This window comes from Halobacillus sp. ABA4_118 (genome assembly GCF_056160205.1).
Genome location: NZ_JBSWWS010000001.1, coordinates 3,385,552 through 3,411,362, shown reverse-complemented (window position 1 = coordinate 3,411,362; position 25,811 = coordinate 3,385,552). Strand labels below are relative to the sequence as shown.

At 46.2% G+C, this 25,811-nt stretch carries 23 protein-coding genes; all 23 read right to left on the bottom strand.

Going from position 1 to position 25,811, the window contains the following annotated elements; all coding sequences use genetic code 11:
- Nucleotides 1-23 precede the first annotated feature (23 nt).
- Nucleotides 24-602 (bottom strand): outer spore coat protein CotE, encoded by a 579-nt coding sequence (locus tag ACXAGL_RS17450; protein WP_027954283.1) that lies wholly within the window; start codon nucleotides 600-602, stop codon nucleotides 24-26.
- A 169-nt stretch (nucleotides 603-771) separates the two neighbouring features.
- The gene (locus tag ACXAGL_RS17445) at nucleotides 772-1,200 is read right to left on the bottom strand and encodes a YlbF/YmcA family competence regulator (protein WP_027954282.1); all 429 of its coding nucleotides are present in this window, start codon (nucleotides 1,198-1,200) and stop codon (nucleotides 772-774) included.
- On the bottom strand, nucleotides 1,201-2,766 hold the full coding sequence (gene miaB / locus ACXAGL_RS17440; protein ID WP_474971440.1) for a tRNA (N6-isopentenyl adenosine(37)-C2)-methylthiotransferase MiaB: 1,566 nt from the start codon (nucleotides 2,764-2,766) through the stop codon (nucleotides 1,201-1,203).
- A 194-nt stretch (nucleotides 2,767-2,960) separates the two neighbouring features.
- Nucleotides 2,961-4,136, bottom strand: coding sequence for a glycine C-acetyltransferase (locus ACXAGL_RS17435; RefSeq protein WP_474968554.1), 1,176 nt, complete (start codon nucleotides 4,134-4,136; stop codon nucleotides 2,961-2,963).
- Between the two features lie 17 nt (nucleotides 4,137-4,153).
- On the bottom strand, nucleotides 4,154-5,194 hold the full coding sequence (tdh, locus tag ACXAGL_RS17430; RefSeq protein WP_474991957.1) for an L-threonine 3-dehydrogenase: 1,041 nt from the start codon (nucleotides 5,192-5,194) through the stop codon (nucleotides 4,154-4,156).
- 243 nt (nucleotides 5,195-5,437) lie between these two features.
- Entirely contained in the window at nucleotides 5,438-5,698 is a 261-nt protein-coding gene (locus ACXAGL_RS17425) for a stage V sporulation protein S (protein ID WP_474968552.1), read from the bottom strand.
- A gap of 108 nt (nucleotides 5,699-5,806) precedes the next feature.
- A complete protein-coding gene (locus ACXAGL_RS17420; RefSeq protein WP_474968551.1) occupies nucleotides 5,807-6,604 on the bottom strand; it encodes a TIGR00282 family metallophosphoesterase in 798 nt (265 codons plus the stop codon).
- Between the two features lie 82 nt (nucleotides 6,605-6,686).
- Complete coding sequence (rny, locus tag ACXAGL_RS17415) at nucleotides 6,687-8,249, bottom strand: ribonuclease Y (protein WP_027954276.1); 1,563 nt, start codon at nucleotides 8,247-8,249, stop codon at nucleotides 6,687-6,689.
- 270 nt (nucleotides 8,250-8,519) lie between these two features.
- Nucleotides 8,520-9,563, bottom strand: a complete 1,044-nt coding sequence (gene recA, locus ACXAGL_RS17410) for a recombinase RecA (RefSeq protein WP_474991955.1) — start codon at nucleotides 9,561-9,563, stop codon at nucleotides 8,520-8,522.
- Nucleotides 9,564-9,730: 167 nt separating this feature from the next.
- Complete coding sequence (locus ACXAGL_RS17405) at nucleotides 9,731-10,969, bottom strand: competence/damage-inducible protein A (RefSeq protein WP_474968548.1); 1,239 nt, start codon at nucleotides 10,967-10,969, stop codon at nucleotides 9,731-9,733.
- Nucleotides 10,966-11,544, bottom strand: coding sequence for a CDP-diacylglycerol--glycerol-3-phosphate 3-phosphatidyltransferase (gene pgsA, locus ACXAGL_RS17400; RefSeq protein ID WP_027954273.1), 579 nt, complete (start codon nucleotides 11,542-11,544; stop codon nucleotides 10,966-10,968). The genes ACXAGL_RS17405 and pgsA overlap by 4 nt, the downstream gene beginning before the upstream one ends.
- A 107-nt stretch (nucleotides 11,545-11,651) precedes the next feature.
- Nucleotides 11,652-12,584: a helix-turn-helix domain-containing protein gene (locus ACXAGL_RS17395; protein ID WP_474991953.1), complete on the bottom strand. Its 933-nt coding sequence runs from the start codon at nucleotides 12,582-12,584 to the stop codon at nucleotides 11,652-11,654.
- Between the two features lie 18 nt (nucleotides 12,585-12,602).
- A complete protein-coding gene (locus tag ACXAGL_RS17390) occupies nucleotides 12,603-13,394 on the bottom strand; it encodes a DUF3388 domain-containing protein (protein WP_474968546.1) in 792 nt (263 codons plus the stop codon).
- Nucleotides 13,395-13,578: 184 nt separating this feature from the next.
- Complete coding sequence (locus tag ACXAGL_RS17385) at nucleotides 13,579-13,839, bottom strand: DUF3243 family protein (protein WP_474968545.1); 261 nt, start codon at nucleotides 13,837-13,839, stop codon at nucleotides 13,579-13,581.
- Between the two features lie 67 nt (nucleotides 13,840-13,906).
- On the bottom strand, nucleotides 13,907-14,629 hold the full coding sequence (gene ymfI / locus ACXAGL_RS17380; RefSeq protein ID WP_474968544.1) for an elongation factor P 5-aminopentanone reductase: 723 nt from the start codon (nucleotides 14,627-14,629) through the stop codon (nucleotides 13,907-13,909).
- The gene (gene yfmH, locus ACXAGL_RS17375) at nucleotides 14,619-15,914 is read right to left on the bottom strand and encodes an EF-P 5-aminopentanol modification-associated protein YfmH (RefSeq protein ID WP_474991951.1); all 1,296 of its coding nucleotides are present in this window, start codon (nucleotides 15,912-15,914) and stop codon (nucleotides 14,619-14,621) included. The genes ymfI and yfmH overlap by 11 nt, the downstream gene beginning before the upstream one ends.
- Complete coding sequence (yfmF, locus tag ACXAGL_RS17370) at nucleotides 15,914-17,200, bottom strand: EF-P 5-aminopentanol modification-associated protein YfmF (RefSeq protein ID WP_474968542.1); 1,287 nt, start codon at nucleotides 17,198-17,200, stop codon at nucleotides 15,914-15,916. Before yfmF ends, yfmH begins: the two co-directional genes overlap by 1 nt.
- 134 nt (nucleotides 17,201-17,334) lie before the next feature.
- Nucleotides 17,335-18,294 carry an ABC transporter permease gene (locus ACXAGL_RS17365; protein WP_474991949.1) on the bottom strand — a complete coding sequence of 320 codons (960 nt, stop codon included), beginning with the start codon at nucleotides 18,292-18,294 and terminating at the stop codon, nucleotides 17,335-17,337.
- Nucleotide 18,295: 1 nt separating this feature from the next.
- Entirely contained in the window at nucleotides 18,296-19,342 is a 1,047-nt protein-coding gene (locus tag ACXAGL_RS17360; protein ID WP_474991947.1) for an ABC transporter permease, read from the bottom strand.
- Entirely contained in the window at nucleotides 19,342-20,868 is a 1,527-nt protein-coding gene (locus ACXAGL_RS17355) for an ABC transporter ATP-binding protein (RefSeq protein ID WP_474991945.1), read from the bottom strand. Before ACXAGL_RS17355 ends, ACXAGL_RS17360 begins: the two co-directional genes overlap by 1 nt.
- Before the next feature lie 118 nt (nucleotides 20,869-20,986).
- Nucleotides 20,987-22,108: a BMP family lipoprotein gene (locus tag ACXAGL_RS17350; protein ID WP_474992396.1), complete on the bottom strand. Its 1,122-nt coding sequence runs from the start codon at nucleotides 22,106-22,108 to the stop codon at nucleotides 20,987-20,989.
- A gap of 104 nt (nucleotides 22,109-22,212) precedes the next feature.
- Nucleotides 22,213-22,938, bottom strand: coding sequence for a GntR family transcriptional regulator (locus tag ACXAGL_RS17345; protein ID WP_474968538.1), 726 nt, complete (start codon nucleotides 22,936-22,938; stop codon nucleotides 22,213-22,215).
- Between the two features lie 501 nt (nucleotides 22,939-23,439).
- On the bottom strand, nucleotides 23,440-25,755 hold the full coding sequence (locus ACXAGL_RS17340; protein WP_474991944.1) for a DNA translocase FtsK: 2,316 nt from the start codon (nucleotides 25,753-25,755) through the stop codon (nucleotides 23,440-23,442).
- Nucleotides 25,756-25,811 lie beyond the last annotated feature (56 nt).

The window sequence follows — 25,811 nt, the reverse complement described above, 5'->3', positions numbered from 1 at the left end:
CCCCCTGCTGAAAGATCAGGGAGTTAATGCTTATCGTCATGGTCATCACTGCTTGAAGAAGATGGAAGGAAGTCCGTTTCAATCGCTGAGTAATCATCTGATGACAAATCCTGCTCATAGTCGTCATCGTGTCCGCAGCCATGCGGGTCCACTTTTACGCAAAGCTTGGTTTCACCAATGACATCAACCACAAACTCTCTTTCTACTTCTACTACAATTTTCTGGCCGTTGCCGGAAATCGTAGCTTCCAGGCAGTTCGGCTGTTGGACGACTTTCGCAATGACTTCAAAATCATCATGAATGCAGTTGTCGTCTTTCACACTCAACTTAACGTAGTCGCAATAGGTCACCCGTTCTGTTACGACCTCTGTCTTAGTATTGTCGTTGTAGGAATACCAGACGTTAATGTCATAACTGCCGGATACCTCTACGTGATCCCCTTTCTTCTTCGCGTTGTAGATGTGGTTGATAACCCAGCATCCCAGAATACTTGTTGGACGGTGGGAAGGGCTGATGGTGTGCGTGGATTCTGTAAACTTTTTACCTTTACCGATTACAGCTTTGGTAATAATTTCTCTGTAATCCCGTTCAAAAAAAGACATGAGCTCTCATTCCTCCTTATTCTACCACCCATCCTATGCATGGTCTGGGCGAATGGTGATTCCATGAGAAAAGCCTAAGGACGTGTTTACTTCATTGTATGCACGAGCCTATAAAATTGTACGAAAAAAAATCCGCCGGAGGGAAACCCCTCTGACGGAAGTGTATGCATCAACGGCTGCAGCCATGACTTTGATTGTTGGAAGAACCCGTTTCTCCCTGTAGAAGATCTCCTCCTGTGGAACGGATCACCTCATTGGTAACTTCACGGGAAATCGTACTCGAAACCATCTGTAAAATATCATTGATGACCGTTTGTGTTTCTTTAAACTCAGCCACGACCGGGATTTCATCCAGCTCATCCTGCAGACGGTCAATTTCTTTTTCAATTCGGTTCAGCGCCTCCGTTTTTCCATAAGCCTGGAAGTTCACGGCCTGTTTTTGGAGCGCTTTAATTTTCTTAATGTGCGACTGCACCTTCTGGTTTTCATTCAACTTGGATTCCAGCTGCTTGAAACGGTCAATCTCTTCTATATCAGCCATCATTTTTGCCAGTTTTTTTGCTTCATCGACTACTTCTTGACGTGTGTATTGTGCCATTTATTTCACCTCTACGCTAGATTCTACCAGTTCTCCATCCAGAGACCAAGTTTTTGCCTTGATTACTTTTACAGGTACGATCTTTCCGACAATGGAACGGGGCCCCCGGAAATTCACAAGCTTGTTCCGTTTCGTATATCCGGCCAGGACGTCTGGATTATTTTTGCTTTCCCCTTCGACAAGAACATCCACCACTTCGCCCTCATATTGACTCATCGCTTCGGCTGACTGCTGATTCACCAATTTATTCAGACGCTGGAGACGGTCTTTCTTCTCCTCCATCGATACATTATCTTTCATCTTCGCTGCAGGTGTATTATCCCTTGGGGAGTAGATGAACGTATAAGCCGCTTCAAATCCCACCTCTTCTACAAGGGAAAGGGTGTCCTGAAACTGTTCCTCTGTTTCATTAGGAAAACCGACGATAATATCTGTGGTAAGCGTAGCTCCCGGCATAGCGCTGCGAATACGACGGACAAGCTCCAGATACTCCTCCCGGGAATATTTCCGTCCCATAATTTTCAGAACATCTGTATTCCCGGACTGGACAGGAAGGTGGATGTGGTCCAGCATGTTGCCGCCTTTAGCCAGCACTTCAATCAGCCGGTCATCGAAATCCCTTGGATGGGAGGTGGTAAAACGCACACGGGGAAGATCGATGCTCCGAAGTTCATCCATCAAGTCCCCGAGTCCGTATTCCATATCCAGATCTTTTCCGTAAGCGTTCACATTCTGGCCGAGAAGCGTCACTTCCTTATAGCCCTGCGCTGCGAGATGACGGACTTCCTGGATGATGTCTCCAGGGAGACGGCTCCGCTCTTTCCCGCGGGTATACGGAACGATGCAGTATGTACAGAACTTATCGCAGCCGTACATAATGTTCACCCATGCCTTAATTTTCCCTTTTCGTGAACGGGGGAGGTTTTCAATAATATCGCCTTCCTTGGACCATACGTCAATGACCATTTCCTTCCCGAACATCGCTTCTTTTACAAGCTGCGGGAGACGATGGATGTTATGGGTACCAAAGATCAGATCGATGAATGGGTGCTTCTTCAAAATACGATTGACTACGGATTCCTCCTGTGACATACAGCCGCAGATTCCAATAATCAGATTCGGATTCTCCATTTTCAACGGTTTAAGGTGTCCGATTTCTCCGAAAACTTTGTTTTCAGCATTTTCGCGGATGGCACACGTGTTCAACAGGATAATATCTGCTTCTTTCGTGTCATTCGTGGACACATAGCCCATTTCTTCAAAAATACCGGCCATAACTTCTGTGTCATGTTCATTCATCTGGCATCCATATGTACGAATCATATATTTCTTTCCACGGCCGGCCTGATCCATATCTTCCGGTATTTCAAAATCATAATGGATATCTGTTTCCTTGCGTTTGCGGCGCTGGGCATCCCTCATATTCGGAGGCTGATAGGTCGTTTGGAAATATTTGACGTAATCTTCACTTGACTGCTGTTTCAATCGGTTCAAATTGTCCTGATCTGCAGCGGAAATATCAGTCTGACGGATCTGAGACATTTCTTTTCTCTGCTGTTCGTTCATTATAATCTCCTTTCAAGCCGATCCTTCTAACTGTCTCATTATATCAAGTTTTTCATGATAAATTAAGTCAAATGGAAAAATACAGAACAAAAAGGACCGTTCCGGCAGTGACCTAACGCAACGATCCTTTTAGACTTTTCTATTTACCTGTCTTTCTGCAATTGATCACAGAGACTTACATACGTCCTCTTGATTTAGATAATATTCAGCTTTCTTCCCACTTTCTCAAAAGCGTTCAAAGCCTGCTGGAGCTCTTCCGTGGAATGCTCCGCCGTTACAATCGTCCGTATACGACCTTTCCCCCTCTGCACAGTCGGGAAGACAATGCCCTGGGCAAAAACGCCTTCTTTAAATAATTCATCGGAGAAGGTGTGAGTCAGAGCGTCATCGCCAATCATAACCGGGGTGACCGGCGTTTCACTGATACCCGTATCAAACCCAAGCTTTGTTAAACCATCCTTAAAGAAAGAGGTATTGTCCCAGAGGCGTTCAATTAATTCCGGCTCTTCCAGGAGGACATCGATCGCAGCCTCATTGGCAGCAGTCACAGCAGGTGGATGAGATGTACTGAACAAGAATGGACGTCCTTTATGAATCAAGTACTCTCTCAGCGTTTTTGTACTGGCTACATAACCGCCGAGCACACCGATGGCTTTACTCAAAGTCCCCACCTGGATGTGAACACGACCGTCTAAATTAAAGTGATTCACTGTGCCTCGACCATTATCACCAAGCACACCACTCGCGTGGGCATCATCCACCATAATCAGCGCATCATACTTCTCAGCCAATTCGACAATTTCTGGAAGCGGCGCTATATTACCATCCATGGAGAAAACACCGTCCGTCACAACGAGACGTGTGCGGTAGTCCCCACTCTCTTTCAATGCCTCTTCCAGAGATTCCATGTTCACATGCTTGTAAATTTTCCTGTCGGCTTTAGTCAGGCGGATGCCGTCTATAATCGAAGCATGATTCAACTCATCAGAGATGACAACATCGTCTTTACCAAGAATGGAGGATAATACACCCTGGTTGGTAGTAAACCCGGATTGGAAGACCAGGGCAGCTTCTGTATGTTTGAATGCAGCCAGTTTTTCTTCAAAATCTTCATGCATCTTCAATGTACCTGCAATGGTTCTCACGGAACCTGTTCCAACGCCATACTCCGCATTCGCTTCTTCTGCCGCTTTTTTTAACCTTGGATGGGAAGTCAACCCCAGGTAGTTATTGGAAGAAAGCTGGATAACTTCCTTTCCTTTGATTGTCACTTTGGACCCTTGAGCGGACTCCAATGGAATCAAGCGGCGGAATGTTCCCTGTTCCTGCATTTCATCCAGCTCTTTCTGTAAATACTCAAAACCTTTCATCGTTCATCCTCCTTTAATTATGGGTGAAGAATTACTTTTCCGCATAAACCTTCATTCATTAATTCAAAACCTTTTTCAAATTCCTCCAGTTTCAAATGGTGGGTGATGATCGGTTTCACATTCACCTGACCGGATTGCAGAAGACGGGAGACCTGCTGCCACGTTTCATACATCTTCCTGCCCGTGATCCCCTGGACTTCCACTCCTTTGAATACGATATCGTTCGTGACATCCAGGCTGACCCGCTTGGTCGGCAGACTCAAAATGGAAACACGCCCTCCATTAGTCACCATCTTAAAACCTTGATCCATAGCTACAGGGTGCCCGCTCATTTCACAGACTACATCGACTCCGTCATGATTCGTCAGTGCTAATGCTTTTTTTACGGGATCTTCTTCAGACGAGTGAATAACAGCTGTTGCGCCCATCTTCTCCGCCAGTTCCAGACGGTATGCATTCAAATCAAAGGCCAGCACCTGGGAGGCGCCTGCAGCGACAGCTACTCCGACAGCCATCAGGCCTATAGGACCACAGCCGATAACCGCAACGGTTTTTCCTGTTACTTCCCCGTTCAAGACGGTATGAACGGCATTTCCCATCGGCTCTTGGATGGAGGCGATATCAGAAGGAAGATCTTCCGGATTCTTCCATAGATTTTCCGCTGGAAGAGCCACATATTCAGCAAAACACCCCTGTGTGTCAACGCCAATGATTTTTGTATGGGCGCAGATATGATACTTTCCTGTCAAACACTGTGGGCAGTGTCCACAGACAAGATGTGTTTCCGCACTGACGTAATCCCCTGTTTTAAAATGCTCCACATTTGTTCCTGTTTCCACAATTTCTCCGGAAAATTCATGCCCGAACACATACGGCGGCTGGACACGACTTTCTGACCATTCGTCCCAGTTATAAATATGTACATCCGTTCCGCAGATGGAGGTAGCTTTGACACGGATGAGTACTTCATCATCCTTAACCTGAGGAATATCCACTTCCTCAAGCTTCGCTCCGGGTCCGCGGTGATGTTTTATGATTGCTTTCATCTTTCCATTCACAGTGAACATCTCCCCTGAATATATTTCATCTTTATCCCTTTATAAAGCCATTCTAACATGAATAGGTAAATAATCAAATTCTCATGTCCACTGTAAAAACACAAGTGATCATAAAATGATACCGCTTTCGATAGAGGCGGGTGCTGCGGGGAATCCATATAAAAAAACCGCACTGATTAAGTGCGGTTTATCCGTTAAAATGAAACAGGTAATGTAAAGTAATGGATCTCCCTGAAGGATCAGTTATCTGGGTTCGACAATCAGTTTAATCGCTGTTCGTTCTTCTTCGTCAATTAGAATATCCGTAAAAGCTGGAATGCATATTAAATCCATTCCGCTGGGGGCGACAAATCCTCGAGCAATGGCTACCGCTTTTACAGCCTGGTTTAGAGCCCCTGCACCAATGGCTTGCATTTCAGCTGATCCTCTTTCTCTTACGACATTCGCTAAAGCTCCTGCTACAGAATTAGGTACGGATTTTGCTGATACTTTTAAGACTTCCATTACTAGTTCCTCCTTCAATCACTATAGTTGTTCCATAACTACTATATTCTTGGAGATGTAGGATATTACCTTTTCATTATGAATGAATTTGTCGCAAAATTCAAATAATCACTCAAAAAAAGGATGGTCGTCGTTGATTAAGATCCGCTTTACTTTCACCGTTTTCCCTGTTTTATCATCCACATCCACCAAGAAGGCGCTTAGTTGTGCTCTTCCCGTTTTAGGTACTTCAAAACGTACAGGAAGATTCGTTTTGAAACGTTTCAACACCGCTTCTCTATCCATTCCAAGGATTCCATCGTAAGGACCCGTCATTCCTACATCTGAAATATATCCTGTGCCTTCCGGAAGAATCCGTTCATCTGCCGTTTGAACATGGGTATGTGTGCCGACCTGAACACTGACTCGCCCATCCACATACCAGCCCATGGCTTGTTTTTCACTGGTCGTCTCCGCATGAAAATCCAGGAAAATTAAAGAGGTGCGCTTAGATGCCTGCTCTATTAACTCATCTACTTTTCGGAACGGATCATCGTTAGGTGCCATAAACGTCCGCCCCTGAAGGTTAATCACAGCAATTTCCCCTTTTGGAGTCTTTACGTACGTAAGGCCCCGCCCCGGCGTACCTTCCGGGAAATTGGCCGGTCGGACAAGATAATCCGCCTTATCAATAAACTCAAAAATCTCCTTCTTATCCCACGCATGGTTTCCGAGAGTCACTGCCTGCGCACCCAGTTCCAGGAACCGACGGTAAATCTTTTCCGTAATCCCTTTTCCGGAGGCTGCGTTTTCCCCATTGATAATCGTGACGGCCGGCTGAAACTTTTTTTTCAATTTTGGAAGATAGGTCTCTACCATATCTCTGCCCGGAGAACCAACAACGTCTCCAATAAATAAAATTCTCATAGATCATTCATTCCTTTAGTTGTGTAATGTTTCCTGTTTTTCCTCTACAAAATAAATAAAGCGGCCGCTAAGGCCGCTTTATTTATTTCGCATACTCGACAGAGCGCGTTTCACGAATGACCGTTACTTTAATATGTCCCGGATAATCGAGTTCTCCCTCGATTCTGTTCCGGATATCGCGCGCCAGTCTTGTTGCTTCAAGATCATCAATTTCATCAGGGCGGACCATAATACGTACTTCACGACCTGCCTGAATCGCAAAGGATTTCTCCACACCTTCGTAAGACTCAGAAATTTCCTCAAGTTTTTCAAGACGCTTGATGTAATTTTCGAGCGTTTCACTTCTTGCGCCCGGGCGTGCTGCAGATAAGGCATCGGCAGCCGCAACGAGTACAGAAATAATTGAAGTAGGCTCTTCATCTCCATGGTGGGAAGCGATTGCGTTTACGACCGTGTCGTTTTCCTTATACTTAATGGCAAGTTCCTTACCAATTTCAACGTGGCTTCCTTCTACCTCATGGTCTATCGCTTTTCCGATGTCATGCAGAAGTCCGGCACGGCGGGCAAGCATTTCATCTTCACCTAGTTCTGCGGCCAGAAGACCGGATAAGTAGGCAACTTCCGTGGAGTGCTTAAGGACATTCTGACCATAACTCGTACGATATTTAAGGCGGCCGAGAATCTTGATAAGGTCTGGATGAAGACCGTGAACCCCGACTTCGAAGGTTGTCTGCTCCCCGACCTCGCGGATGTAATCATCCACTTCGCGGCGGGACTTATCAACCATTTCTTCAATTCTCGCAGGGTGTATACGTCCATCTTGAACAAGTTTCTCAAGAGCCATACGTGCTGTTTCTCTTCGGATTGGGTCAAAACCGGATAAAATAACCGCTTCAGGTGTATCATCAATGATAAGATCAATACCAGTTAACGTTTCCAACGTACGGATATTTCGTCCTTCCCGGCCGATAATTCTACCTTTCATTTCATCATTAGGCAGATTGACAACAGATACGGTGGTTTCGGCTACGTGATCAGCGGCACAACGCTGGAGAGCAAGGGATAAAATATTTTTTGCTTTTTTATCGGCTTCCTCTTTCGCCCGGTTCTCCGCTTCTTTAATCATAAGCGCCGATTCATGAGAGACTTCCTGTTCAACACGTTCCAAAATAACCTGTTTGGCCTGATCAGATGTTAAGCTTGAAATTCTTTCAAGCTCTGTCTGCTGTTCTTGAAGCATAGCTTTCACTTTGCTTTCCATTTCTTCAATTTGTTGTTGTCTCTCGGCAAGAGTTCCTTCTTTCTTCTCGAGTGAAAGATCACGCTGATCCAGCGTTCCACTCTTACGATCAAGATTCTCTTCTTTCTGATTCAAACGGTTTTCGGTTTTCTGCAGTTCCAAGCGGCGTTCGCGAACTTCACTTTCAGCCTCCTGGCGGAATTTCTGATTCTCTTCCTTCGCTTCAAGAAGAGCTTCTTTTTTGGCCGATTCAGCATTGCGGTGTCCTTCCTCCACAATCTGCCTGGCTAATTCCTCAGCACTGGAAATTTTCGCTTCCGCTATCGACTTCCGAATAAGATAACCAACAACAGAACCGATGATAAGGGCAAGCAAAATGAAGATGAGCGAGGATATCAAATCCATAATTTCACCTCCTCTTGCTATGAACTTGGTCCGTTTGTCGGTAAATACAAACGATTCATTTTCAGTTTCATTTGTTAAATTAAGGGTATAAAGATGAAAATGATACACATTCATTTTATGCCTGACTATGCGGAATGTCAAGGAATCCCGCTATGTATCTGCTGACATATGCAAAAATTTAAAACTATCAGTTTATTCCCGCTTCTGGAAATATTGGAAAAGCAGCGCTTTTTTCAGCGCTGCTTTCTTCATTCTGCCCGCAGAAACGGTTTATACGTCCAGCGTTTCCTGGCTGTCTTTACTGGAAGTTTCAGTCTTTTCCTCGTCAGCTTCCATACCATAATGGTCGCGGATCAGACGTTTCACTTCCTCATAAACTTCAACGTTCTCTTTCAGGTACTGTTTGGCGTTCTCGCGACCCTGACCGAGACGTTCGTCATTATATGAATACCATGATCCACTCTTCTGAATGAGATCCAGGTCTGTTCCAATATCAACAAGTTCTCCCTCTCTGGAGATTCCTTCTCCGTACATAATATCTACTTCGGCCTGTCTGAATGGCGGTGCCACCTTGTTCTTAACCACTTTCAAGCGGGTTTTATTCCCCACCATTTCGTTCCCCTGTTTCAATGTTTCTGCACGACGAACTTCAAGACGGACAGAAGAGTAGAATTTCAGGGCGCGCCCGCCGGGGGTCGTTTCCGGGTTACCAAACATTACGCCGACCTTCTCACGAATCTGGTTGATGAAAATAGCCGTCGTCTTCGATTTATTAATCGCACCGGAAAGCTTACGAAGAGCCTGGGACATCAAGCGTGCCTGCAGACCTACGTGGGAATCACCCATCTCCCCTTCAATCTCTGCTTTTGGAACAAGAGCAGCCACAGAGTCAATGACCACCATATCTACGGCCCCGCTGCGTACGAGGGCTTCAGCGATTTCCAAAGCCTGTTCCCCTGTGTCCGGCTGGGAAAGCAGAAGTTCTTCAATGTCGACACCCAGAGCTCTTGCATAGACCGGGTCCAAGGCGTGCTCCGCATCAATGAATGCCGCCTGACCGCCTTTCCTCTGTGCTTCCGCAATCGCGTGAAGGGCAACAGTAGTTTTACCTGAAGATTCTGGTCCGTATATTTCCACAATCCGGCCGCGCGGATAGCCGCCGACCCCAAGGGCCACATCAAGAGCCAGTGATCCACTGGGAACGGTGTTAACCCTCTGCTCCGCACCTTCACCCATCTTCATGATCGAACCTTTTCCGAATTGTTTCTCTATTTGACGCAATGCCATATCTAATGCTTGTTTACGATCGCTCATTGTATACCGCCTTTCAAAATTTCTATACTTATCATAACTTGTTTTAAAGGATTTGCCAACCGAAAAGCGAATATTTGTTCCCGTTTTTTTACCTGTTGGGAACGAAAGGTTTTTGATGCTCTCCCAGAGAGAATATCAAAAACCTTTTGCGTTCCATTATTCAAAATTCAATTTTTCAAGTGATGAAATAAAAGCTCAAAGCCTTTCTTCACTGCACGTTCCCTTACTTGATCACGACCACCCGGGAACTGGAACCGGTGGACCTCAGGACTCTTGTCCCTGATCTGGAGGCCGATAAATACGGTTCCAGGCTCCTTCCCTTCACTTGAATCCGGTCCGGCCACTCCTGTAAAACTGACAGCAGCATCCACATGAAGCAGGGCCTGGGTATTCAGAGCCATCATCTCGGCACACTCATGACTGATCGTTCCGTATTCTCTGATCAGGTATTTTGGAATATCAAGGACCTGCTCCTTCATTTCGGCCGTATAAGTCGTCAGACCGCCCTGACAGACCGCTGAAGCACCAGGAAGGGCAATCATACGTTCTATGAACTTTCCACCTGTGAAGCTCTCTGCTGCCCCAAGACGATACCCTCGGCGGGAAAGAAGGCGCTGCACGGTGCTTTCGATCGTTTCATCGTCACTTCCATAATAAAAATCCCCAACCTTATCAAGAACAACCTTTTTCAACTCAGCAATTTTCGCTTTTGCTTCATCTGTCGTTTCCCCTGTTGCAGTTAACCGTAAACCCACTTCGCCTTCACTGGCCAGAGGGGCAAGGGTCGGATTGGTCTGATGGGAAATGAGCGCCTGCAGCTGTGTTTCAAGATCCGATTCCCCGATGCCTATAAAATGGAGCATCTCCGAAACAATCTCTGATTGAAGAGAAAAGGACTTCTGAAGAAAAGGAATCACTCCGCTTTCCATTAACGCCTTCATCTCACGGGGCACCCCTGGAAGGAACACCCAGATGACTTCTCCCTGTTGAATGATCTGGCCGGGGGCCATTCCTTCCTTGTTATCAAGTACGAATGCCCCGTCAAAAACGTGGGACTGCTTTCTATTATTCAAACTCATTGTTTTATTGTTTTTTTTATAATAAGCTTCGATTCTTTCCATAGACGGAGCATGTTCATGGACAGACTTTCCGAGGACCATACTCCCGGCATCTCTTGTCAAGTCATCCTCTGTCGGTCCGAGGCCGCCTGTAACAATAATAATATCCGAACGTCTCGATGCTTCCCTGAAAGAACCCGCGACACGGTCGAGGTTATCTCCAACCACGGCGTGACTGTATACAGGAAGTCCGAGTTCTGCCATTCTCTGTGATATCCACTGGGCATTTGTATTTGCAATCTGACCTAAAAGCAGTTCTGTTCCTACGGCAATAATTTCAGTTCTCATTTAGAATCTCTCATCACATGCCAGTTTTTCTTGAAGTAATCATAGCCGGAATACACCGTAATGATTAAGGCAAGATACAGCGTAATCATACCAAAGGGAAAACCGATAAAAGCAAATGGCCAGTTATGGAGAAGCAGTGCTGAAATGGCGATGATCTGAATCCATGTTTTCAGTTTACCCATCTGGCTGGCAGCCAGTACACTTCCCTCACCAGCTGCGACAAGCCTCAGCCCTGTAACAGCAAACTCGCGGCTGATTATGAGAATGACAATCCATGCCGGAGCAAGTCCAATCTCTACGAGCAGGATGAGGGCCGCACTTACAAGCAGTTTATCGGCCAGAGGATCGAGAAACTTCCCGAGGTTGGTCACGAGTGAATATTTACGGGCAATATACCCGTCAATCCAATCCGTAGTGGATGCAATAATAAAGAGAACCGCACCGGCAAGGTGAGCCACTGGAAGTTCTCTTTCTCCCATTTCCAGCGTGCCCCATCCAAAAGGTACACTCATGAGAATAATAAAAATGGGAATTAGAAAAATTCTGGATAACGTAATCTTGTTTGGTAAATTCATTTCTCCACACTCCTACTACACAGTAAATAAAAGGCTGCCCGGTCAATCGAGAGGCTTTGTCACTCTGTCGATATTGAAAGGGCAGCCCGTTCATGATTATATAGATTTTATTCCTTCATTTGCAACAATAACTTCTGCGTTGTCAGCTCAGGATCAGGGAAAGTGACTGGTTGATCATCCACGTTTACCGTCATACCGGGAGCATTTCCGGTTTTAATGTATACTTCCTGCTTGTCTCCTATATCAATGGTGACAGGAGAGTCAGCAGATGTATATTCACGGGGAGTCACAAGATTCTCTCCCCCCTGCGGGGATTGAACCTCCATATAGACATTTCCGGAAAATTCAACAGTTACTTTGGAATCTCCAGCCGGCACCACTTCATAAGTGTGCATCGGGAATGAACCTGTCCCCTCTTCCGAAAGTTCCACGCCCGGCTGTTCTTCCCCGGACTCTTCAGGCTCACGATCTTCTTCTTTCTCTTCAGCCTTTTCTTCCTCAGAACCGCTGTCTTCGTTCTGCTCCTGCTCATCCGCCTGTGCTTCTTCTTCAGAACCGGACGTTTCTTCAGCCGTGTCTTCTTCAGAACCGGCCGGAACACTGATTTCATCTGATGATGAACTGTCCGCAGGTGCTCCGCTGTCTTCACTGCCGCTCTGCATGAAAATCCAAACGACTAATATCACACCGACGACAAGCCCTACCGTAAGGAAAGTAGGAAGGAAGCGGGAAGTGCCTCCGCTTTTCTGAGCGGCTTCCTGCTTTGATTTCTGTACCCGGCTGAACTGGACCGTATTTTCCTCTTCGTATGTGGGCAGTTCATTTTTGTGCTCTTCCATTACCTGTTCCGGATCCAGACCGACAGCAGAAGCATATTCACGAATGAATGCGCGGGTATAAAATTTCCCCGGAAGAACTTGAAAATCATTACTTTCTATAGCTTGAAGATACCGTTTCTGTATTTTCGTTGTTTCTTGAAGGTCCTCAAGCGAAAGTCCCTTCGTCTCCCTTGCTTCCTTTAATCTAGCTCCAATCTCCATGTGTAACACCATCCAATTTTAAAAATCAAACATGGAAAATCCCTCATTCATCTTCATTTCCGGTTTTTCCACAGGTTCATAAGTAATTTCTTCATCTTCATTGTTTCTAAGTTCAATGATGTAATCAAAGTCATCCAGCTTGTATTCGGTTTCCTGAACAAAAATATCCGGGTGCTCAATGACTTTGGTCGCCGGAAGACGCATAATCTCCCTGACGAGCTGCCAGTGTTTCTCATTGGCCCGTTTTGCAGAAACGATTCCATCAATGATGTACAGGTTATCATCGCTGTATTCCTCATCGATCAGCTGGTTCCTTACCGTCTGCTTCAACAATGTACTGGAGACAAACAGCCACCTCTTGTTGGCACAAACGCTTGCCGCCACCACCGATTCAGTCTTACCGACCCGCGGCATGCCACGGATCCCGACAAGCTTATGGCCTTCCTTCATAAACAATTCCGCCATAAAGTCAACCAGGAGTCCAAGATCTTCCCGGTTGAAACGAAAGGTTTTGCGGTCGTCGATATCACTGTGTATGTATCTTCCATGACGGACTGCTAAACGATCTCTTAATTTCGGGCGGCGGAGTTTCGTTACTTTAATCGTGTCCATTGTATCTAAAATCGATTTTAAGCGGGTGATCTGCTCGTCATCCTTGCAGAGAAGAAGCATGCCCCTGTGCGAATTTTCAACTCCATTGATCGTCACGATATTAATGGCCATCATACCCAACAGGGAGGAGATGTCCCCCAGAAGTCCCGGACGGTTGTATTGAATTTCATATTCCAGATACCATTCTGTTTTATCCATGTTCCAACCCCTCTAAAAAAATGTCGGTATTTGTCAAAGACGAGTGATATTTGGATTGATCTACTCTTTTATCTATCATAAAGGATTTTCTTTAAATAGGAAAGGCGGGAACTATGATCTCTGCAAAAAAATAGCAGAAATACATAAATAAAAAATCCGTACAAATTGTACGGATTTTTTTCGATTACTGTTGGGAACCGTTATTTTGAACAAGCTTCACCATCATATTAGCGATTGCATGCTGTTCTTTTTCATCTGCGACGTTCCACAAATCACGAAGAACGGCTTCCTCGTTATTTTTAGCGTCTACAGAATTGGCCAGGTACCCTCCGATTTCATACGCTAGTTCGGAAACGGCTCCGTTATTAATCCCCTGTCCTTCCGCCTGATGGAGACGATCACCAAGAAAGTCTTTCCAAGAATCCCAATTATCGAGCACAGACATGTCTGTTCCCTCCTCTGAATTTTTTCAAGCTTAGTATGAGAAGGAAGAACAGGTCTTATTCATGAAATTAAGACCAGCCGCCATTGACATGGAGAATCTGTCCCGTCATATAGCGGGAATCTCCACCCAGTAAAAATCCGGCAGCATCAGCCACCTCATCTGGAGTTCCGGCACGACCCATAGGTATATCATTTTCGAGAGCCTGAAGGTCCTCCAAAGTAAGGTGTTCGTTCATCTTCGTCTGGATCAAACCAGGAGCCACCGCATTTACCCGGATATGACTGGGAGCAAGCTCCTGTCCCAGTCCTTTCACAAATGCATTCTGTGCTCCCTTGACGGAACTGTAGGCAACTTCCATGCTTGCTCCTTCTGTACCGAAAATGGAGGATATAACGATGATATTCCCTTGTTTCTGCTGAATCATATACGGCAGTATATGCCGGGTTGTCATCCACAGGGCTTTCACGTGAACATAATACAGCGCGTCCATATCCCCGGCATCCATATCCTGAAACAATCCGCTGTACATATGGCCGCCGGCAAAGATAACCGCATCCCATTCAGCTGGAAGCAGGTCGAGAAAGGCATTCAGACCTTCCTCTGTCGAAAGATCACCTTGAAAAGCGCCCGCCCATTGATCTTCCGGAACATCCTGCTGCATCGAACGGATTTTCTCTTCGTTGGTATAATACTGCACGCCTGCGGCCCAGCCATCCTCGACGACCCGGTGGGCAATTGCTTCACCAATCCCCCCGCTCGCTCCAAGGATAAGGCAGCGTTTACGATTCATTGGACTGTGGTTTTACCTGGAAAACAGCAATGGCTTCTTCATTGAGCCAGTCTTTGAGGTATTCTTCAGCATCGTCAACTGTCAATGATTCAATCACCGGAAGCACTTCGAATAGATCAACACCAAGCGTATGGTAATGAGTGAACTGATTCGCTATAAATTCAAGTGAATTGAGCGCACGCATGAATTGACCGATTTTTTTACGCTTCATACGAGTAAAGTCTTCATCAGCTATCCGCATGTCTTTTAATTCATGCAGCATTTCCTTCACCCGGCCAGCCATTTCATCCGGTTTTCTTGAATCGCCGCCAAGAATCGTAAAGCCGAAGTGACGGTCGAGTTCTGTTTCGAACTGGAAACTGTCATCAATAAGATCCGCTTTGTACAATTCTTCATAAAAGGCTCCGCTCTTGGAGAAATAATAATCAAGAATCATGCTGGAAAGAAGTTCCCGCCGCAGCAGTTCTTCTCCTTTCAACCCGCTGACATCCTCCTTAACACCAACCATGGCTTTTGCCGTTGTTACCGGCATCGTAATGGAATGTTCCTTGCGGGCGGCATGAGCAGGTTCATCCGGATAGGAACGGTTGATTTCAGGTGCTGGAGGGAATTCTTTCTGTCCCTGGTTTTCACGAATCAATGTCATCATGGATTCAGGTTCAATGTTACCGGCCACGAATAAAACCATGTTGGACGGATGATAAAACGTTTCATAACACGTATATAGGTCGTCCTTCGTTATTTCCTGAATGCTTTCCACCGTACCGGCTATATCGACTTTTACCGGGTGATTATGGTAAAGGCTCTGGATGGTTCCGAAAAAGGATCTCCAGTCCGGCTGGTCGTCATACATGCGGATCTCCTGTGCAATAATCCCTTTTTCTTTTTCTACCGATTCCTCCGAAAAATAGGGATCCTGTACAAAATCCAGCAGAGTTTGGACATTTTTCTCCACCTGACTCGTCGCTGTAAACAAATAGGCGGTTTTCGTAAAGGACGTAAAGGCGTTTGCAGAAGCCCCGAGGCGGGTGAAATCCTGGAAAACATCCCGGTCTTCTTTTTCAAACAGCTTGTGCTCCAAAAAGTGAGCAATCCCTTCTGGAACTGTAACTTTTTCATCTTGACCGATCGGCGTGAATGTTTGATCTATAGAACCGTAATTGGTTGTAAAGATCCCGAAAGTTTTTGCCATTTCAGGCTTTGATAGAAGGAATACCTTCAAACCGTTGTCGAGTGTTTCCTGATAAACCGTTTCATTCAATTGTTGATAGACTAACTCTTCCATCACTCTTCCCCTCCCTCGTGACTTGTTAAGAAATAAATGGTGTCCAGTTTAATCTTTTCCGCCATTTGAACGACCTGCTCTTTGGTTACTCCGCGGATATTTTCGATAAGCTGGTCCGCCGGCATGTCGATTCCGGAAAGCATCTGATGGTAAAGCACTTCGATCAATCCATTGGCATTATCCATCGTCTCTTTCAGCTGATTAATGACCTGCTCCTTCGTCTCCTCCACCTGCTCTACTGTGAAGTCTCCATTTTTCATCGCTTCCATCTGCTCCAGAATAATGGATTTCGCTTGATCATAGTCCTTCGGGTCCACCCCGCTGAAGACAAGCAGAAGGCCTTTATGACTCTCAAATCTAGATGCCGCATAGTACGCGAGGCTGTGCTTTTCCCGCACATTCATGAACAGCTTCGAGCTCGGAAATCCACCGAAGATACCATTAAAGACCTGCAGCGCATAATAGTCATCATCACCGAACTTCGTGTATGTACGATAGCCGAGATGAAGTTTTCCCTGATTGACCTCTTCACGTTCAATGATCTCTGCAGATTCCTGGACATCTTTGGACACAGAAACCTGATCGTTATCTTCGTTCGTGCTGCCACTGCGTTGGAAATAACGGTCTGTTAATGTTTCCACATCTTTATCATCCATATCTCCAATTACGTATACATCCAGCATATCCTGTTGGATCATCTGCTGATAATAAGTGTAAAGCGATTCCGGAGTAATGGAGGACATGTCCTCCTGATACCCATGGACGTGAAGGGCGTAGGGCTCCCCTTTACACATGTGGTCCATGAGACGAAGGTTGGCATAGCTCATCTTATCATCTTTAATAGAAGTGATTTTCTGTTCAAGTGTCTGTTTTTCACGCTCGACGATTTCAGGGTCAAAACCATTCTCCACAGTTTTCGGATCAAACAGGACATTGTGGAACAGCTGGAATGCTTCCTCCAGAATCGGTTCGTTGTCATTCAGGTAGGATTCATTCACCACTTCCATCCGGAAACTAATGACATGGTTTTCGCCTTTTTTCGAACCATCACTGGATAAAGCTGTTCCATAAAGATTTTCAAATGCTGCCTGAAAAGACCTTACAGATGGGTGCTGGTTTGTAGCTTTTTGAAGCACATGCGGAAGAAGCGCCCTCTCCGTAATCCCATCACGTTTTAAAGGAGCTTTGAATTTGGCTACGATATTCATCGTTTTATACTTTTTACTTGGTAAAATATGTAGACGGTACCCATCTTTTTCGAGTATCGTTTCTTTTGTAATTTTCATTTCCATCCTCCTTGTACTTTTTAGTAGTATAGACGCACATGTCCATATTCATCCATTATAACTAAGTTTTATAGTAAGGGAAATGTGGACAAAAGTAAAAAAATCAGCCCGGTACCAAAGCACCGGACAGATATTTATCGGTTTCCTTTAATATATGCTTCTCCAAGGGATTTAGGTGCTTCCGCCCGTCCAATAAATCCAGCGAGTGCGAGAATCGTTAGAACATATGGAGCGATCAGCATGAAAACCGAAGGGACATCTTCTAAAAAGGCAATGTCGGAGGACACAATGCTCAGGCTTTGTGCGAAGCCGAAAAAGATAGCTGCTCCAAGAGCCCCAAGGGGATGCCACTTTCCAAAAATGACGGCGGCAAGCGAGATGAACCCTTGCCCTAAAATGGTGCCATGAGAAAAGTTCAACGCTACAGTCATAGCGTAAACGGAACCCCCCAGTCCCCCCAGGGCACCTGAAATCATCACGCCGATATAACGCATCCGGTATACATGAATACCGTTCGTATCCGCCGCCATCGGATGTTCGCCCACCGACCTCAACCGAAGGCCGAACGGAGTTTTGTACAGCACAAACCAGGCGGCAAACGCCATGGCAATAGCAAGGTAAGACGTCCAGTACCAGCCACTGAACAACATCTCCCCTACAATAGGAATATCGTTAAGAATAGGAACATCCGAAGAGTAAAAAGGCTGCTTGATGAAGTCTGTCTGCCCTTTGTCATACCACTGCTTTGTAAGAAACAGCCCGATGCCCAGGGCAAGAAAGTTGATGGCCACACCGCTGACAACCTGATCAGCGCGGAAGGTAATCGATGCTGCCGCGTGGACGAGGGAAAACAGTGCGGATACGATCACTGCCGCCAGCATGGATATCCAGGGAGTTGCAGCACCAAAAACCGTGTGGAAAGTCAGGTTAAAGACAATCCCTACAAATGCCCCCATGATCATCAGACCTTCCAGCCCGATGTTTATAACACCGGAACGCTCACTGAATACTCCGCCGAGCGCTGTGAAAATCAACGGGGTTGCAAAAATAACAGCGGATCCGAGGATACGGCTGAACACCTCTATAAATTCCATTTTATTTCCCCTCCTTCTTGAACCGTAGAAGGACCCAGCGAATCATATAGCTGGATGCTACAAAGAAAATAATAAGAGCGATGATGATTTCTACGAGTTCGGTTGGCACACCGGCTTCTGTCGGCATATTGAGGGCACCTATCTTCAGAATGCCGAATAAGAAGGCGGCAAGAACCACCCCTACAGCTGTATTTGCTCCAAGAAGGGAGACTGCGATTCCGTCAAAACCGATATTCGTAAAGCCTGATTTGATTGACATGAAACCAAACGTACCAAGGCCTTCCATGGCACCCGCCAGGCCGGCAAAAGCTCCGGATATGACCATAGCGGTTATAATGTTCCGCCCCACATTCATTCCTGCATAGTTGGATGCATGCTGGTTAAACCCGACGGCCCGCAGTTCGAATCCTTTCGTTGTCCGGTTCAATATAAACCACATGACGACCGCCATAGCAATGGCGATAATAAATCCATAGTGGATCCTTGAATAAAACGTCATCTCAGCCAGCCATTCTGATTTCAATGACGCAGTAGCAGCGATATTTTCCGTCCGGTCAGCACCATCGGTCAACAAACTTCGTATTACGGCGTTAGAGACATAAAGAGCAATGTAGTTCATCATAATCGTAACGATCACTTCATGGACACCTAATTTCGCTTTCAGAAGTCCGGGTATGAAGCCCCACACTGCCCCGGCAAAAGCCGCTGCAGTAATCGCCAGAGGGAGATGGATGACCATAGGAAGCTCAAAAGATATCCCAATCCAGACGGACGCCAGCCAGCCTACAAACACCTGCCCCTCAACGCCGATATTAAGCAGGCCTGATCTGAGGGCAAAAGCGACGGCCAGCCCCGATAGGATGTAGGGAGTTACCTGCCGGATCGTCTCACCAAAGAAATAGGAATCCCCAAAAGCCCCCTTCCATAAAGCTGTGAACCCCTCTAACGGGTTGTATCCGAATACAAGCATAATCACAGCACCAGCACCAAGACCGAGGATAACAGAAAGCACGGGGATCAAGATATTAATCATCCGGTTGGAGAACATTAGACGCCCCCCGCTTTCTGACCAGTATTTCCAGCCATAAGCAGTCCGAGCTCCTGCTCATTCGTATCTTCCGGAGCTACTTCTCGAATAATGGAACCATCAAACATAACCGCAATCCGGTCACTGACATTCATAATTTCATCCAGTTCAAAGGAAAGAAGCAGAATGGCACGCCCTTTATCCCGTTCTTCGATCAGTTTTCGATGAATGAACTCAATCGCTCCTACGTCCAGCCCCCTTGTAGGTTGAGCGGCTATAATCAAATCTGGTGATCTGTCCACTTCCCTGCCGATAATCGCTTTCTGCTGGTTCCCGCCTGATAGAGCTCTTGCTTTTGTAAAGGCATCAGGAGTCCGGACGTCATATTCCTCGATCAAATCTGCCGCTTTTTTATAGATGTTCTTAAAGTTCATCACACCTTTTTTAGAAAACGGCTCATTGTAATAGGTCTGAAGAACCATATTTTCTCCAATCGGAAAATCAAGGACAAGACCAAACTTATGGCGGTCCTGCGGAATATGGGAGACGCCGGACTGGGTTACCTTCCGCGGTGTAAGATTGGAGATGACTTTTTCGTGCAGGTGAATCGTCCCTGATTCACTTTTTCTCAAGCCTGTAACAGCTTCGATCAACTCCGACTGTCCATTACCGTCCACACCGGCAATACCGACGATTTCTCCAGACCGGACGTCCAGATTCAGTCCTTTGACCATGTGGACCCCACGCCCGTCCTTAACATGAAGATCTTTAATAGAGAGGTAGACTTCATTCGGGTGAGCGGCTGTTTTCTTCGTTGAAAAGCTGACATCACGGCCGACCATAAGCGCTGCCAGTTGATCAGGGGTCGTACCGCTCACATCCACCGTTCCGATTCCACGCCCTTTTCTTATGACTGTACACCTATCACACACTTCCATAATTTCTTTCAGCTTATGGGTAATCAGGATAATGGATTTGCCTTCCTTCACCAGATTGTTCATGATTTCTATCAGTTCTTTGATTTCCTGAGGAGTCAGAACGGCCGTTGGTTCGTCAAAAATTAAGATATCCGCCCCTCTATAAAGCGTTTTCAAAATTTCTACACGCTGCTGCATACCGACGGATATATCACGGATTCTAGCACTCGGGTCTACATTCAGCCCGTACTGTTTCGATAACTCTGCGACCTGCTTTTCCGCTTTTTTTATGTCGACCGTACCGCTTTTTTTAGGCTCGCTGCCAAGAATGATGTTTTCAGTGACCGTAAATGTATCGACAAGCATAAAGTGCTGGTGGACCATCCCTATACCATGGGCGTTGGCTGTATTCGGATCCGTAATCTTCACTTGTTCACCACGGACTTTTATTTCGCCTTGTTCCGGCTGATAAAGGCCGAATAAAACATTCATCAAGGTGGATTTCCCCGCTCCATTCTCGCCTAGCAGCGCATGAATCTCTCCTTTTTGAACCCGGAGCGTAATATCGTCATTGGCAACAATGCCTGGAAATTCTTTTCTGATTTTCAGCATTTCAATAACATGTTCCATCTCTCTTCCTCCCCCGTTTGACCTTTAAAAATCACCAAAGGAAAAGGGCCGGAACAGCTTTTCATTTGATGATTTTCATTGACATAAGAAAAGGCCGGCTCTCACCAGCCTTTTCTCCCTACAGTGCGTCTACAAAGGATTCCAGTTCTTCACGAGTGCTCGGAACTTCTACATCGCCGTTAATGATTTTTTCCTTCCATTCATTAACAGAAGAAGTAATTTCCTCCGTCATCGCTTCTTCATTTGTTTCAGCGATGCTGATAGCATCGTCCTCAAGACCATACTCAATGACTTCTCCACCCGGAAACTCCCCGTTCATCGCCTGCTCCGATACATCCTGAACAGCGATATCCACCCGCTTCACCATGGAAGTAAGTGTAACGTTGGCATCACCGATCTGGCCTTCCTCATACTGGTCACGGTCAACACCGATCACCCATATGTCTTCATCCGGACTGGCATTTTTTAAATCCTTCGCTTCTGCGAAGACTCCGTTCCCAGTTCCGCCGGAAGCATGATAAATCACGTCCACACCTTTGGAATACATATTGGAGGCTAAAGCACGTCCTTTTTCTGGATCATTGAAATTCTCAGCATATTCAATTTCTACATCAATATCCGCATTCACGGATTTAACGCCCGCTACAAAACCGGCTTCGAATTTGTTGATCAGGCTTCCGTCCACCCCGCCGATGAAACCAATTTGGTTGGATTGTGTTTTCTTTGCAGCAGCAACTCCAGCAAGGAAGGAACCTTGATGTTCCTTAAATACGATGCTTGCAATGTTGTCCCCTTCCTGAACGGAGTCAACAAGCGCAAAGCTTGTATCAGGGTACTGCCCGGCGACTTCTTTAATAGCCGGCTGCAGAAGGTAGCCGATTCCGAAAATCAGGTTGTAATCCTGACGAACAAGACGGTTCAGGTTTGTCGCATAATCCGCATCACTTTCAGACTGAGCGTAGTCAATCCCCTCACCTTTGCTCAATCCATTCTCTTCTCCGAACGCCTGCAGACCTTCCCATGCAGACTGGTTAAAGGACTTATCATCAACACCGCCGACGTCGGTAACCATTGCCACTGAGAAGTCTCCACTTCCGCCTTCCCCGCCTGACTCTTCATTTCCAGAGCTCTCACCGGAATCTCCTCCAGTACTTTCTTCACTATCTGATGAACCACAGGCAGCAAGGATCATTCCTAACGTTACTAACAAAACAAATACCATAAGAAAACGACTTTTCAACAAAACGTTTACCCCCCTATTGGTTTAAGTATAAGTTGAAGCAAGAGAAACTTACGGCAGTTTGTAGAGGCCTCACCTCCCTGAAGTCATCAAATTGTAAACGCTTACACTCTTTTTCTCAAAACGTGAAAGCTGAATTTATCAGCCCTGAAGTAGTTGGAAGACAAAAGCATCGGGATATCATCCTGGGAATAATGCATCTGTTTAAGCAGGAGCAGCGACTGATCCGGCTCACAGTTCAGAATTGGTGAAATCCGATCATGGAAGCCGATCGGTTCAATGTGCGTGACGGCATAGCCGATCTTCTTTCCAGTGTATTTCTCCAGTACATTGAACAAAGAGTCCGCTTCTCTGATCTGATCAATGGGAAGCAGCCCTTCCGGTATCTTGTCTGTGCAGTAAACGACAGGATGCTCGTCCGCTGTCCGCACACGCTCCACTTTGGCCAGGTGCTCGACATCCAAAGGTGAAAAACGTTTTTTATCTTCTTCGGTCGCTTCTACTAAATCAGCAGAAAGATACTGGGTACCTGGTGTCATCCCCGACTTCGTTATCATGCCTGTCACACTGTCGAGTTCTTCAATGCCTGACGTAAACAAAGGCTTCGGGTTCACAAACGTCCCCACCCCGTGGCGTCTTGTGACGACTCCCTCTTCTTCAAGAATCCGCAGCGCCTCTCTTAAAGTAGCTCGGGAAACACCGAGCGATTTAGAAAGCTGGAACTCGGAAGGCAGTTTCTGCTTTTCTTTAAAGATACCGTTTTCAATATCTCTTTTCACTTGTTCAATCACCTGTAAATAAAGGTGACGTGTATCCTGTTTGATTGACATATGTTTCACCCCGGAATCTATGGATCAGCCAGTGTCACAGCAGTGATCTGACCTCTGACGTTCGACACATCATATTTTGACAATAATATAACACTATTCAACAGATAAATAAATAGACTTAGTTCATTTTTATGAATTTTGCTTCATTTTTGACAGAATGTGAAACTTTAAGAATGATCATATTTTTGAACACATTCTTCATGTTCATCTTATTAAAAGGCGCTGTTATTGCTTGGTGTTGTTAGTTAACATGTGAGCTTCTATCCCCCTTTTCTGTCATGGGATTTGCAGGAGGCGGCCTTGGGAATGACTCCCTTTTCGCGGGGTACCGTGAGCCGCGGAAAGCGGACAGTTTTCCCTGCCATCCCATGCTCTGAGTAAACAACGGACCGGACCCCTAATTCCAGGCGGAGACGATTTAGTAATCGTTTAAAATATCAACAACAGACTTTAACAGAGCTTATTAAAAAAAGACAGCCTGGTTAACCAGGCTGTCTTTTTTCATGATGTATGCTGTTCCTCACTCTGCTGGGATACCAGGACAGAACGCGGCTTGCTTCCTTCATAAGGACCCACAATGCCGTTATCCTCCATAGCATCGATCAGGCGCGCAGCCCGTGTATACCCGACACGGAAACGGCGCTGGAGCATGGAAACACTCGCACTCTGCATTTCTATGACCATCTGTACCGCATCAGGATAGAGATCATCATCCACTTCCTGTTTTACTTCACTTTCTTCTTCAGGGATCATTTCCTCCTGGTACTGGGCTTTCTGCTGGTCGACACAGAACTGCACGACCCGCTCCACCTCCTCATCAGACAAGAAGGCCCCTTGGACACGTGTCGGCTTGTTGGAACCGACCGGCGTGAACAGCATGTCTCCCCGGCCGAGCAGTTTTTCGGCTCCACCGGAATCGAGGATGGTCCTTGAATCGGTCTGTGAGGATACGCTGAACGCAATCCGGGATGGAATATTGGCTTTAATGACACCGGTGATGACATCCACCGAAGGACGCTGGGTCGCAATAATCAAATGGATACCGGCGGCACGGGCCATCTGGGCCAGCCGTGTAATGGCGTCTTCTACTTCGTTGGAAGCTACCATCATTAAGTCGGCAAGCTCATCCACCAGGACAACGATATAAGGCAGCTGCGGCTGCTCATCTTCCTGTTCCTGATTGTGTTTTTTAATGTACTCATTATAGCTCTCAATGTTCCTTGTTCCGGTATCAGAAAACAGGTCGTACCTCCGCTCCATTTCCGATACCACTTTTTTCAAGGCCCGGGAGGCTTTTTTAGGATCCGTCACAACGGGCGCAAGGAGATGAGGAATACCGTTATACACATTCAGTTCCACTTTTTTCGGGTCTATCATCATCATTTTCACTTCGTGGGGCTTTGCTCTCATAAGAATACTCGTAATAATGCCATTGATACAGACACTCTTACCACTTCCTGTCGCACCGGCGACAAGCATGTGCGGCATTTTATTCAATTCGGACATCACGGCTTCACCGGAGATATCGCGCCCTAGAGCAAAGCTGAGCTTGGATTCAGGATTTGACCTGCCTGTTTCCAATACTTCCCTCAGAGAAACCATCGACACTTCCTGATTCGGCACCTCAATTCCGACGGCAGACTTTCCCGGAATTGGTGCTTCAATCCGGATATCCTTGGCTGCAAGAGCAAGAGCAAGGTCATCGTTAAGGTTTACGATTTTACTAACCTTAACCCCTACATCCGGGTAAACCTCATATTTTGTGACCGAAGGCCCGACATGAACTTTGGTTACCTTTGCTTTCACGCCGAAACTCTGGAACGTTTTCTCCAGTTTTCTTACCGTAGCCTGGATGTGTGAACGCCCCTGGCTCTGAGGGGATGATGTGGGTTCATCCAGCAGTTCAATTCCAGGCAGATGATAATCATGGTTTTCCAGTTCAGCTGTCGGCATGGATTTTTCAAGCGCCGCGTCCTCGCCATCAGATTCCGGTTTACCGGCTGAAGGCTTGGTAGAAGAAGGCTGTTCTTTTTCCTGAGCTGCATAGGCGGTTTCTGTGAAATCCTGTATGATCGGTTCATTCTTCGATTCTTCTTCCACAACGGAAGGCGAATCACTGATGTCATAGACCACAGCTTCCTCTTCTTCTTCCTGTTCCTTTGCTTTTTCTTCTTTCTTCACTTTCCGGTCTTGTTTTTGATTCTTCATTCTGGCCACCTGTTCACGGCCCAGTTTTTTCATATTCTTTCCAATGACCGCAAACAGTTCCCCCAGCGACCATTCACTCACAAACAATATGCCTGTGATAAATAGGAAAAAGGCGACGATGGCTGCCCCGGCCTGGGCAAACAGATAATAGGTGATGGATAATAGAACAGCTCCTGTCAACCCGCCTCCGGCACTGTAGAAGGAGCGCTCTCCGCGCATCATTTCTGTAATCCGTTCCCATGTCATCGTTAATATGGATCCATTTCCTGTTCCTAAATCAGCAGACAGAGTCTCCAGATGCGTAAACAGAATGAGGGATATAAGAATCAGATAAATACCAAATAAGCGTTTATGTAAAAACGAAGGCCACCTTCTCTTCACCATTAAGAAGATTCCTACAATGAGAAAGAACAGCGAGGCGATAAAATACCAGACGCCGAAAAGGAACTGCCAGAACCTTTCCAATCCACCCGGGATGGCTCCATCGCTGATCGCTGATGCCCCGCTTCCAATCACAGCAAGAAAAAGAAACAAAAGACCCACGAGCTCAAATTTTACATGGCTCTTCAAATTGGATTGCTTTTTCTTTTTTTTGCGTTTTCCAGCCATAATAATTCCACCTCCTGACTAAAACTGAAAAGAGAAGGATGCCGGTGCTTCCTTCA